The 12,274-nt window shown below is 59.8% G+C and carries 10 protein-coding genes and 1 pseudogene; 4 read left to right on the top strand and 7 right to left on the bottom strand.

Going from position 1 to position 12,274, the window contains the following annotated elements:
• Window positions 1–1,073 (bottom strand): exo-alpha-sialidase (locus EXQ56_01345; protein ID MSO19102.1); only part of this gene is annotated, 1,073 nt, incomplete at its 3' end.
• 359 nt (window positions 1,074–1,432) lie between these two features.
• On the opposite strand from EXQ56_01345, the gene mutM reads away from it, so the two are divergent.
• Together mutM and EXQ56_01335 are read left to right on the top strand one after the other, a co-directional pair.
• Complete coding sequence (mutM, locus tag EXQ56_01340) at window positions 1,433–2,389, top strand: bifunctional DNA-formamidopyrimidine glycosylase/DNA-(apurinic or apyrimidinic site) lyase (GenBank protein ID MSO19101.1); 957 nt, start codon at window positions 1,433–1,435, stop codon at window positions 2,387–2,389.
• Window positions 2,386–3,363 (top strand): ROK family protein, encoded by a 978-nt coding sequence (locus EXQ56_01335; protein ID MSO19100.1) that lies wholly within the window; start codon window positions 2,386–2,388, stop codon window positions 3,361–3,363. The genes mutM and EXQ56_01335 overlap by 4 nt, the downstream gene beginning before the upstream one ends.
• A 71-nt stretch (window positions 3,364–3,434) precedes the next feature.
• Here the strand turns inward: EXQ56_01335 and EXQ56_01330 are convergent, their stop codons facing one another.
• Complete coding sequence (locus tag EXQ56_01330; protein ID MSO19099.1) at window positions 3,435–4,049, bottom strand: hypothetical protein; 615 nt, start codon at window positions 4,047–4,049, stop codon at window positions 3,435–3,437.
• Between the two features lie 389 nt (window positions 4,050–4,438).
• Here EXQ56_01330 and EXQ56_01325 point away from each other — a divergent pair, with 389 nt between their 5' ends.
• Entirely contained in the window at window positions 4,439–5,740 is a 1,302-nt protein-coding gene (locus tag EXQ56_01325; GenBank protein MSO19098.1) for a radical SAM protein, read from the top strand.
• 26 nt (window positions 5,741–5,766) lie between these two features.
• The gene (locus tag EXQ56_01320) at window positions 5,767–6,573 is read left to right on the top strand and encodes a hypothetical protein (GenBank protein ID MSO19097.1); all 807 of its coding nucleotides are present in this window, start codon (window positions 5,767–5,769) and stop codon (window positions 6,571–6,573) included.
• Between the two features lie 22 nt (window positions 6,574–6,595).
• Here the strand turns inward: EXQ56_01320 and modA are convergent, their stop codons facing one another.
• From modA to EXQ56_01295, 5 genes and pseudogenes are all read right to left on the bottom strand, one after another.
• Entirely contained in the window at window positions 6,596–7,429 is an 834-nt protein-coding gene (modA, locus tag EXQ56_01315; GenBank protein ID MSO19096.1) for a molybdate ABC transporter substrate-binding protein, read from the bottom strand.
• A 93-nt stretch (window positions 7,430–7,522) separates the two neighbouring features.
• A complete protein-coding gene (locus EXQ56_01310) occupies window positions 7,523–8,557 on the bottom strand; it encodes a DUF1028 domain-containing protein (GenBank protein ID MSO19095.1) in 1,035 nt (344 codons plus the stop codon).
• 185 nt (window positions 8,558–8,742) lie between these two features.
• Complete coding sequence (locus EXQ56_01305) at window positions 8,743–9,447, bottom strand: fibronectin type III domain-containing protein (GenBank protein MSO19094.1); 705 nt, start codon at window positions 9,445–9,447, stop codon at window positions 8,743–8,745.
• A 411-nt stretch (window positions 9,448–9,858) separates the two neighbouring features.
• Window positions 9,859–11,154: pseudogene (locus EXQ56_01300) on the bottom strand (metallophosphoesterase family protein).
• Between the two features lie 44 nt (window positions 11,155–11,198).
• Window positions 11,199–12,122 (bottom strand): hypothetical protein, encoded by a 924-nt coding sequence (locus tag EXQ56_01295; protein ID MSO19093.1) that lies wholly within the window; start codon window positions 12,120–12,122, stop codon window positions 11,199–11,201.
• Between the last annotated feature and the right edge of the window lie 152 nt (window positions 12,123–12,274).

Below are 12,274 nucleotides of genomic sequence, written 5' to 3'. Positions count from 1 at the left end.
CCTTCCGCGATCATCTCCCAGGAAGTTCCGTCGTTGCGCGACGCGAACAGCTTGCCGCTGCGTGTGCCGAAGTAAATGCCTGCGGGCGAGAGCGAGTCGGCGGCCATGCCATCGCGCAATACGGTTTCGTAGGTATCCTTCTGCGGCAGGCCGCGCGTAAGCGCTTCCCACTTCTTGCCGCCGTTGCGTGTGCGATAGACGCGCACCTTGCCGTCGGGGCCGCAGCGCATCTCCCCGGCGAGCGGGAAGATGTACGCCGTGTCGGGATCATTTGGGTTCACCACCATCGAGAATCCGAAGTCGGACGGGACGCCCTTGCCGATATCCTTCCACGACGCGCCGCCGTCGTCGCTGCGATAGATGCCGCCGTGATTCTGCAAAAAGAAGCGCTCCGGCCGCGACGGGTGCCGGTCGATCTTATGAACACACTGGCCGAACTCGGGATACTTCTCCGGCTGGAAGTCCGCGCGTAGACCCTTGTTGCTGACTTGCCAGGTCGCGCCGCCATCTTCGGTGCGATAGACGCCCGCAGCCGATACCGCGATCAACATCTTCTTTGGATCGGTCGGATGCGGCAGCACGGTGTGCATGCACAGCCCGCCGTTGCCGGGATTCCACTTCTCGCGGTGTGGATGATCCCACAGTCCACGCACCAGCGACCAACTCGTCCCGGCATCGCGCGAGACGAATAGCGCGGCAGGCTCGACGCCGCAGTAGATCGTATCGGGCTGATTGGCTGGGCCGGGCGCGATCTGCCAAATCTGCTTCAGCGCCGCGCCGGTATCTTCAGGAAATTTGATGGGCGTCTCAGCCGGGTCGGACCAGGTCGCGCCGAAATCATCCGAGTGGCGCAGCGTGACGCCGTAGGCCAAGTGGAAGGAAGCCATCCACAGCCGCCGACGCCCCGCGCGGCCGTCGTAGGCCGAGGCGTAAACGATATGTCCCGGAAAGTGCGGGCCGGTCATGCGCCAGCTCTTGCGGGCGCGGTCAGAAGTGAATAGGAACATTCCTTTGGTGGTGCCCACCTGTAAAACCGGAGAGCCGTTGGGCGTCACAGAACCTTTTGCTGGCATGCAGTATCCTCCTGCAAGAGTGAAATTCCAAGGACGAGAAAGTCATTATATCGCAAATCAAATAGGGGGAGAGTAGTGGGTCAATTTCAAATTTGCAACACGTTTTTGCAGAATGTCAGGCACAACTGAAGAGTCTGCGTGACAACCTAGATTTTCCGTCAGGGCACGACTTCAGTCGTGCCGTAGGGGAGTCATCGAACCCGGCTTTAGCCGCTGAGGGTTAGTAGTCCTAAGCCCTGTAAACAAAGGCGATCAAGAACCAACCTCAGGGGCTAAAGCCCCGGCTGATATGGCGGCTCTTCCGGCACGACTGAAGTCGTGCCCTGACGTGAAGCAGCGGCTATGGTAAGTTGTTGGTTATGCCTGAATTGCCAGAGGTCGAGAGCGTAGTGCGCAGCTTGCGCCCATTGCTGATCGGTCGGCAAATACTTGCGCTGCAATTTCCGGCTGAGCAGCGGCCCGGCGAATGGCCCGCGACGTTGCGGCGCTTGCTGGATGCGCCTCCTCAGCGGATGCGTGAACAGGTTGGCGGCGCGCGGATCGTCGAGGTCGCGCGCTGCGGGAAGAACATTCTTATTGGCCTCACTTCGGCAGGCGACAAGCCCGGCGATGCGATGGGCCGCCAGTCCTTATTGGTACATCTGGGTATGACGGGTCGGCTTACCTCGGAAGTTTCCTGCGTGCCGCATTCCCGGCACACGCATCTCATATTCGAGTTGGACGATGCCGTCGGCTCGGAGCGAGATCAAGCGTCCGCCAAACTTCCCCGCTGGTTGCACTTCGCCGACATTCGCCGCTTCGGGCGCGTGCGTGTTTCCGAGGGCGCGGTTTCGGGCGGCACTACCGGCGCGCCTGCCGGACTGGGTCCCGAGCCACTGGAGATTGGTGAAGCGGAGTTTATCTCCCGACTGCGCGCACGCAAAGCGAAGGTCAAGGCGGTGCTGCTCGATCAGTCATTTGTTCGTGGGCTAGGCAACATCTACGCAGATGAAAGTTTGTTTCGCGCTGGAATTTATCCGGCGAAGATCGCGGCGCGAATCCGCACTCAACAAGCCAGCGCGCTACGCTTGTCGATCCGCGCTGTTCTGCAAGAGGCGATCTCAGCCGGCGGGTCGTCCATCTCCGACTACGTGGACGGGCAGGGAAGGCAGGGCTGGTTCCAGATGCATCATCGTGTGTACCAGCGCACCGGAGAGCCATGCCAGCAGTGCAAGACCGCGATCCGCCGCATCATCGTGGCCGGGCGCAGCACGCACTTCTGTCCTCATTGCCAGCCGGGGAGAATGCCCAGGGCGCGCGGGAAGGGAAAGGGTTGATGCGATTTGCTATTGGAGTGGATCTAGGCGGGACGAGTCTGCGCGTCGCGGCAGTGGATGAATCGGGCCGTGTGCTGGAGCGCCTTTCATCCCCCGTCAAGACGCTGGCGGGACGCGACCGAGTGATCGAACAATTATGCGAGTCGGCGCAGGTGTTGATTGCCAAACACGGGGCATCTGGCAATCCGGAGGCCACGCTGGCGGGCATCGGCGCGGGCGTGCCGGGCATCATTCATCGCGAAACGGGGCAGCTCCGGCGGTCGCCCAATTTGCCGGGCTGGGAAAACTTTCCCGTACGCGACGAATTGGAGCGGCGGCTGGGCGCACGCGTTCATTTGGATAACGACGCGAACCTCGCCGCGCTCGGAGAGAAATGGCTGGGTGCCGGTCGTGATGTTGATAGCATGTGCCTGATCACGCTGGGCACCGGCGTCGGCGGCGGGCTGATCCTCGACGGGAAAATCTGGCATGGGTTCCTCGGCATGGCCGGTGAGGTGGGCCACGTCATGGTCAGTGAGAGTGGTTCTCAGTGCGGCTGCGTCAGCACTGGGTGCCTGGAGACCAAGGCCTCCGCAACCGCGATTGTTCGCAAGGCGCGCGCGGCTATTCAGTCCTCGTCCGACTCGTTGCTGTCCAAGGCGGTTGTCTCGGGCGAGCCGCTGACAGCCGCGCTGGTTTTCCGCTGCGCGCAGGAAGGCGACGACGTTGCGCGACGAATCTACGCATCCGTGGGGAAATACCTCGGCATTGCACTCGCGGGTCTGGTGAATACTCTGAACTTGCCGCTTTATGTGCTTGGCGGCGGCGTGGCCGAAGCGTGGGACGCCTACGCGCCAGCTATGTTCAAGCAGTTGCAGCGAAGCTCCTACATCTACGCCGAAGGCGGCACACGCGTGGTGCAATCCCAGTTGCGCGGTGAAGCAGGGTTGTTCGGCGCGGCGCATCTGGCGCTGGTGGCTGCTCAAACTTCTTAGGTGCTTGTCGGAGCTTGGAGGGTAATTCTAACTAGCACCTGCTGTGAGCGATACTAACTCATGGCCTAAAATTAATCTTCGTCCAGCGGCTCGTAAAGCATTGGTCTCTGCAATTTATCAACAGAGAATATATCAAGCTTTATTGGCTGAAGGTCCGAGTCGAAGGAGGCCATGCATGAAACCCGAACGAGGCCCGCGTATCCAAAATCCAGGAAGAAACTTGTAGGATTCTCTCCTTTGTAATGGTAGGGGATGCCCCTGCCATTACGTAAGTGAAATGTTCCTCTTCGAGTTTCCTTGTTTATCGACTCCAAAAAACCATCCAATGTACTTTCCTTGGTGATAATTGTGGCAACTTCCTCAACGCTGAAATACTCACGTTCCCCGACGGAGATGCTGGCTTCAATGGACTCTGTCAAATCTCCCGAACGCAATTCCACACTATCAATCCTGCCCTGTGCCAACGGCTTGGCAATCTTATGCAATTCAGAGTCAAGCTTCTTCGTTCGTAGCAGGGGGACTAATTCGTGTGGGAATTCCAAGTTATTTCCCTCGCCGTTGATGATTACCACATTATTGTTATTGCCTTTAACAGCGACTTCGTAGGGATGATTCTTAATGTGCTTCTTCGCTTGAATGATTTTTACAATACTTCCAAGTACCCATTTGACAGAATCCTTCGCCATTTCCAAAGACTGTAGTGGATTCGGTGATTGGCTAAAAAATATCCACGCCAGAACAGTTAGTTCCGTCGATTCTTTTTTACCTCGGAGACTTTCAGGTGAGACTTGTAATATGGGCCCAGCTCGGCAGTAAGAAGTGAATATGCATTGGAAAGACCTTGAAGCGCTGAGATGGCATCCTCTACATCCATAGAGCCGTCATCTACTTCAGGGCCGCGGAACCTAAGGCCAAGTTTTATTCCGTCTACCATGCCGATAAGGATAGCGGCTTATCAATTCATTGGCAATAATCGGCTATTGTCCGGCCAGGAGTAATTCTGGCGCTTGATGGTGCGCTTAAGGCAAAATAGAGGATTGTGATCACCCATCGGCTCGACTATATTTCCGCGAAGATGGAAGAGTTTCCCGACCTTCCGCGCGAGGTCTTCTTCAAGGAGGATCTGCTGCGCCTTGGTCTGTCTTTGGGGGACGCTTTGCGCGCTGGGGGCACCGCGCCAAAAAATGACGGCGCCGCGCAGCAACCCTATCAGGAGAAGTCTTACTTCATTTTTTCATTCGACCGTACTCCCATCACTGAGATGAGTCATCAGGAGAATCTCCGTGCCCCGGAGGAGATTGCTCTGACGGGCGGCCCGTTCTTATTGCGGCGAACGATTGTCTCCGTTCGATTGAACCCCGAGTCACCCTACTTGCTGGGTCGCGACGATGATGGCTTTGCATTGTGGCTAGACGGGCAGTTGATTGCGCGCGTCGAGTTGCCGCCCAGGCCGGCGCACTACGGCAAGACATTGTCGAGTGGCAAGCCTGTGGTTGAGATCGCGCCGGTGATTGAGTGGGGATACCTCATCTACCTCACCGCGTTTCGCCGTTGCCAGTATGTGGGCACCGATCAGGAGTGCCGCTTCTGCGACATCAACCCCAACTTCGATCAGCAGCGCGCCGCCGGCCGCGTTTATACAACGGTGAAGGATGTCGATGAAGTGTTGGAGGCGCTCGACCTGATCGCCGCCTCCGACACGCGCGCCAAGGCCTACACACTGACAGGCGGGAGCGTAACGTCGCAGTTGCGCGGGCAGTCCGAGTCGGAGTTCTATCTGCGCTACGCCCAAGCGATTGAAGCGCGCTATCCGGGCCGCTGGATCGGAAAAGCTGTGATGCAGGCCATGCCCGCCGAGCAACTGCGGCCGTTCCGCGAGGCAGGAATCAAAATCTATCATCCCAATTACGAAGTGTGGGACGAGCGTCTGTTCGCGTGGTTGTGTCCGGGCAAGTCGAGCTACATCGGACGGCAAACGTGGATCGATCGCATCCTCGACGCGCGCGAAGTCTTCGGCGCGACGAACGTGATCCCCAATTTTGTCGGCGGCGTGGAGATGGCGCGCCCGCACGGGTTCACCGATGTGGAACAGGCCATACGCTCAACAGGGGCGGGTCTCGACTTCTTCATGTCGCACGGCATCACGCCGCGCTTTACCACCTGGTGCCCAGAACCGCTGAGCAACCTCGGCTTGCAGGAGCCCGCGCCGTTGGAGTATCACCTGCGCCTGTTGCAAACCTATCGCGACACGCTGGCGCGGCATCGGCTTGCGCCGCCGCCGGGCTACGGAGCGCCGGGCGCGGGCAACGCCGTCTTTTCAGTTTCAGCGTTTATGGATGTTCTTCCCGCGAGGGAGATTACCGCCGCGAAATCCTAAACGTCCAACGCCGATTTCCACTCACTATGTCTCCAACTTTACGCGTTGCCGCCGTCTCCTATCTCAACTCCGTCCCGCTGGTCTGGGGTCTGGTGCATGGTCCGCACCGCGAGCGGTTTGCAGTAACCAACATGCTGCCGTCGTTGTGCGCGGACGCGTTACGATCTGGGGTGGCGGACGCAGGGATTATTCCATCCATCGAGTATCAGCGCATAGAGGGGTTGCAGATTATTCCGGGATTGTCCGTGTCGTCGTCCGGTCCCGTGCGCAGTGTTCTGCTGCTCTCGAAGTGTCCGCTCGACCAAATTCGCAGCGTCGCGCTGGATACTTCTTCGCGGACTTCGGCTTGTCTCGTACAAATATTGATGGCGCGACATTACCATATCGCACCCAGGATCGTCGCGCACGCGCCGGATTTGCCTGCCATGCTCGCTTCCTGCGACGCGGCCATGATGATCGGCGATCCTGCGCTGGCCACGGATTTTCCCGGCTTGTTGGTGCGAGATCTCGCCGATGACTGGCGCGAGATGACAGGCCTGCCTTTTGTATTTGCTATATGGGCCATACGTTCCCAAGCCTTGCTGGATGGGCAGGTGGGGCTGACGGCGGCGTTTCAGGAGTCAGCGGCCTACGCGCTCCAGCATCTCGATCAGATTGTGCCGGAGGAGCAGGCGCGCACCGGCCTCGCGCCGGAGCTGATTCTCAACTACCTGACCAACAATATTGACTTCTCTCTTGGGGATCAAAATATCGCAGGACTGCGGCGGTTTTATCAACTGGCTCACGAGTTGGATCTTACTCCAGCCAGCAAGGAAATTTCGTTCGTAAGTTAGTTGTGCACTAACCACGCCCGCGTTAAGGCAGGTCGTATCCTGACGCCCGCAGAATCTCTCGGCCCGGTCCGCGCAAAACGAACTCGGCGAATCGCGCAGCATTCTGCTGGTGTGCTGAACTGGTCAGGATGCCCAGCGCCTGATCGATGGGCGCGAGTCCCGCACCGTCCAACGGAATGATCGTTCCTGGATCGCGAAACACCAGTGAGTATGCGGTGAACGCCGCATCGGCGTTGCCGGTGGCGGCCATCTGCTCGGCAGCGGTTACATTTTCCGCGCGGACCAGCTTGGGTTCGAGTTTATCCCACAACGAGTACGATCGCAGCAGTTGCTCCGCCGCAGCGCCGTAGGGGGCGACCTCCGGATTGGCGATGGCGATGAACCGGACCGAGTTATTTTCCAAATCACGCAGACTGCTGATGTTGCTTCTGCTGCCCGGCGGCACCCACAGGGTCAACTTCCCACGCGCATAAATCGCGCGGCTTTCTGGCACCAGTTTGCCGCCCCTCACCAGCATGTCCACATGGCTAACATCTGCGGAGGCGAACAGGTCGAATGCGGCCCCGTGTTCAATCTGTTGAGCCAACTGCGCGGTGGCTCCGAAATTGAATTGGACGACGATTCCGGTCTGCGTCCGGAAGTCATCTCCGATTTGCTGGAACGCCTCGGAAAGATTGGACGCCGCTGCGATCAGTAACTGATCGCTCTGTTCGCGAGGAGCAGGAGGCGCATTGTTGCAGGAGAGCAGCGCCATCGCCATGGTGCAGAGAAGCACGCGAGGAAGTATCGATACACTACATCGACTTCTGAGGAATAAGGAGGCTCGCCGATTGCTAAGAATGATCCAGTAAGCCATAGGGGGGCCATCCTAGTAAACCACTGTCCGGTTATGGATATCCGTTCCTTGGTAGAATTATGCCGATCAAGACTCTCTCTGGTGCCAATCATTTCAATATGTTATCTGTAATTCCTTGTGTAGATCTTCAAATATAGGGTTCTTCGGCAGGTTCACCTTGTTCGCGGGATTCAACTCGGCGGCTTTTTTGAGCGCCACCACAGCCTCGGCCTTCTGACCTAGGCGCACGCTGATATTGGCCAGTGCCACCCATGCATTGTCATTCTCCGGAGAGGCATCACGCGCCGCTTTTACCAATTCATAGGCGAGGTCGGGGCGGCGGTTGGTCAACGCCTCATTGGCCTCGGCGATTAGCCTGTTGGCGCGGTCCATATTGACCAGTCGGCGCAGTTCCTTCAGCGGCTCGCGGTGATCGTCCACGCGCAGATCGAGGGCGCGGTCGTTATAACCAGACGGCCCGGCGTTGGGTTTGACGATGACGATGGCCGCGCCCTGCATTCCGCGCCAGTCGCCGCCAGCGGCCTGTGCCGCGTCCAGCGCATCGAGCAAACGGTAGGCCAGCGCGCCCCGCGAACTGGTGATGCTCTTCTCCATGGCCTCCAACACCTGCGGCCCGGCCAACGTGTTGCCCTCCAGACAATAAAGTTCTGTGCATTTGTGACCCTTCCAATCGCTGGCGCCGGGACCAGTCCATGCCGCCGAGCGCCCTTGAAAATCGAGCATGGCGATCTGGCGGCGATTCGCGCCGTTGTCGCCCTTTACCATGAAGTCCATGGCCTCCTGCGGCGTCATGCCCGATTCGAGCAGCGTCATGCCCACGGCGCCGAACATGGGATTGGACACCGCCTGATGCGCGATCACGGCGAGTCCGCCGCGCGCGGTAACCACGCGGTTGCCCGCGCCAAAGGCCTTCGATTGCACGCCCAGCCCCATCTCGCCGGTGGCCGGGTCGCGCACGATCAGCGAGTAGGTGCCCATTTCGCTGGGATCAGGAAGAGGGGCGTCAGGCATGGGGACGGACGGTGGGGCTGGATTTTGGGCCATCCCCCCTGTAGGAACGAATGTCGCAACGAAGAAAAGCGTGGCGAAGAGTTGAAGATAAGGACGGCGAAATTCAAGGGTAAACATGGCGCTGGCCCCCAGTCGGATTCGTGAGATCTCCGGACTAGGATAGCGAAATTATGGAGAAGGGAACAGCCTTTACGGGCGTCGAAAATCCCGCGCCATCCAACGGTGGGATGACGCGGCTACCAGATCGGTTTGGTAGCCGCGTCAAGCGATTTTCTTGGCGCGGAATTTTGGCGGGCGAACAGTTAGCGCGACTTGGTCTTGATGTTCGCGGTGTTGCTGTAAGCTGAGAAGCCCGCCGCGTTCCAGCAGCGCAGGCGGAAGTAGTAGCGCGTGTTGCGGTTCAGGCCGGTGGCCGAGTATGTAGTCACGTTCGGGGCCAATGTGGCAATCACCATCCACGTGCTGCCGTTGGTGGAGCGTTCAATCATAAAGTTACTTTCATTGCTGGAATTGTCCGTCCAGTGCAGGTCGATGCGCGTGGTGGAGACCGAAGTGAGTAGCAATGATGTGGGCGCGGCGGGCGGTCCGGCCAGAGTGGTCGCACTGGCGGTGTTGCTGTAAGGCGAATCGCCGCCGGCGTTGTAGGCCCGTACGCGATAGGTGTACGTTGCTCCCCCCGCGAGGCCTGTGTTCGAGTAGGCGGTGATGTTCGCGCCGACGCTGGCGATCTGCGCGAAGTTCACCCCGTCGGGTGAGCGCTCGATCCTGGTGCCATCCTCGTTGCCATTGTTATCGGTCCATGTAAGGTTAATCTGGCTGCTGGAAACCGTGGCAGCTGACAGCGAAGTGGGTGCCGCCGGCGCGCCGCTCTGCGTGGTCGCCGCCGATGTATTGCTGTAAGCCGAATCGCCGGCGACGTTATACGCTCGCACGCGGTAGGTGTACTGCGTGGAAGCGTTCAGTCCCGTATTCGAGTACGCCGTTACGTTGGCGCCCACCGTAGTGATCTCGGTGAAGTTCACGCCGTCGGTGGAGCGTTCGATCTTGAAGCCGGTTTCGTTGCCGGCGGTGTCGGTCCAGGCGAGATTGATCTGGCTGGCGGAGACGGCCGTGGCTCCCAGCGAAACAGGAGCGCCTGGTGTAGCGGATACGACGACGTGCGTGATGGCCTGTGTATCGGCCGGCGCGACGTTCAAAGCCTGCACCGTGAAGTTGTATGTCCCCGCCGCGGTCGGCGTCCCGTAATACGTGCCGGTCGGGTGGAAGATCATGCCCGGAGGCAGCGCGTCCGCTATTTGCGACCACACGATGGGCTGATCGCCGTCAGCGGCGAAGGAAGCCGAGTAGGGCGTGTTGGTGATGGCGTCAGGAACGGAAGTCGTGGTGATGCTCGGCGGCACGGTGTTGCCGAGTGAGACCTTCTGCATGGTGAAGTAGTCGTCGATCGCGCCGGTGTCGCGCAGATATTTCACGTGCATGGTGTTGCCGTCGACGTCCAGCACCATCGAGCCCATGTTGTTCAGAGAGATGAACATCGCCGGGTGATTCAGCGTGCCGCCGGTGGCCTGGCCGGAGCTGCCCGCCACGGCATAGACCGCGCCCGCGTTGGGAGCTTGCGGGTTGGGCGAGAGTTTCTTGTACGAGCCGGCGCCGCCAGGACGTCCGCTGCCGGCGTCCTTCTTCATCGCCGGGATCAGCGTGCCCGACAGTCCGTAGTGCCCGTCGAGCAGGAAGCTGCGTTCGTAGGAGTGGCTGTGCCCGCCCAGGACCAGATCAACGCCGCCCGCCTCAAGTATGGGCAAAGCGTTCTGACGCATCTCGATCAGCTCGGCTTCCGTGTCGGAATTGTGCGAGCCTTTGCTATACGGCGGATGATGCCAGAAGGCGATGATCCACGTCTTGGTAGTGGAATTAATGTCGCCTTGCAGCCAGTTCAGCATCGCCGAGCCTGCCGCGCGGCTGCTGCCGTAGGAGTCCAGACAAATGAAGTGGATGTCGCCGTAGTCGAATGAATAGTATGCCTCGGTGCCCGAGGACATTCCGCCGGCCTGAGCAGCGGTGGGCATGCTGAAGATGTTGTAGTAGACAGGCACTCCGCCCGACGTCGCGCTTTCATGATTGCCGCGCGTGGACCACAGTGCGCTCTTGCGCAGCATCTGGGGGTACATGTTGAACACGGCCGCTTGAAACTCCGCGTCGGTGCCGGTGTTGTAAGCGTTATCGCCCAACATCAACCAGAGGTCGGTGTGGCGCGAACCGGTGAAGCGGTCGTAGGCATTGCGCACATTCTGCTGGCCGGCGGTGAGCGTGCCGGCGTCGCCCAGTATCCACACGCGGGTGGGCTTGCCGGTGGAGGGCGCGGTCAGGAAAAAGGTATCGTTGCCCGAGGCCAGCGTCTACGTGGTGGAGCCGACGGAATACCAGTACGTGGTGTTCGGTGAAAGTCCGGCCAGAGTGATCTCGTGCTCGGTTACCGAGGAGGCGTTGTCCAGTGTGGACGTCAGCGAACCGGGCGCGGTGCCGTAACGCACGCGGCTATTCGTTGCCACATCGCTGCGCCAGCGCACCACCATGCTGGTCTGCGTGCTGATTTGCAGGTAAGGCCCGCGCGTGAGACTGGCGGCGTCGAGCGGCCCCGCGGTCAGCAGGGCGAGCGCCACCAGCAGCAGGATGGCGGAGCGTTTGTGGCGCGGTGCAGTGCTTATGGAATGCATGATTACTTCTCCTCAAACAATATGAAGCGGCAGCGCCGTCCCCGTTAGTTGCTTGCCGCGATCGTCGATTCTTCCAGCGCGTTCAGCTTGCTACGAACTTCCTTTTCGAGTTGTTGAGTCGCCGGCGTGGCGCGATGGCGCGCCGGCAGCAATTCGATCTTGACTAAAGACTGTTGAAACGCCGCCTGCGCTTCCGTGGCGCGACCAGCCTGCATGAGTATCTCGCCACGGCGCGCAACCCAGGTTTCCGGACGCGGCATGGTGGCGGCGATTTGGTTCACGCGGGCGAGCGCGGCGTCGAAGCGGTGCAAGAGCAACTCCATCTCGAGAGCCGGCTGCATCAGGCTGACGATGGGGCCAAGCCGCGCAATGCCTTGGTCGAGGCTGCGCAGCGCCGCGTCGAGATGAGCCGATCCCGCGGACTGGTACGCGCCGAAGCGCTCCATAAACAGATCAGGCGAAGGCGAGGAGGAACGTTCAATGGCGAGAGTAAACGCGGCGGCGGCTTCCAGCGAACGGTGGAGAGCGGCCAGCAGCTTGCCGTGAACTTCATGCGCCTCGGCGGCCAGCGCGTCGGGCGGCTCGGTGACTAAATAGCGCTCGATGGATTCCAGGCCCGGCGCGGGCTTCCGCCAGCCGAGGTAGTTCCTCGCGCGGGCCAGGTGGACCAAGGTGATGGAAGGATCAATCTTCTCGACGCGATCAAAATCGTCATTGGCAAACAGGAAGAACTCCGCGTTGCGGTGCAGCTCGCCGCGCTTGAGATGAAGTTGCGCGTTGCCAGGATGGGCTGCGAGTTCGGCGGTTACCGCCTCAATCTGCCCGCCAGGATCACCATGCGCGAACAAGGAAGTCGCGCACCATGCGAACGCAAAGTAGAGCGCGACCAGCATGGCCGCGTAGCGAGGTGCGTTCAGAATCTTCATCAAGCCAGCTTCCTTCCCAAGCCTGCCGACCGCCATTTCCATTGCCAATTCTCCACATCAATGAACCGGCGCCACACTTCGCGTCCCATCAAGCGCCAGTATGCAGTCGCGCGGCGCGGATGCAAATGGAACCGGAGTCTCAGTAGTACTGGGACTACCAAATACACTACTCCAATCGCGATTTCGGGGGGAGC

The organism is Acidobacteriota bacterium, assembly GCA_009691245.1.
Taxonomy (GTDB): domain Bacteria; phylum Acidobacteriota; class Terriglobia; order 2-12-FULL-54-10; family 2-12-FULL-54-10; genus SHUM01.
Note: the sequence above shows the minus strand (reverse complement) of the source record. Positions and strands in the feature narration are given on the sequence as shown.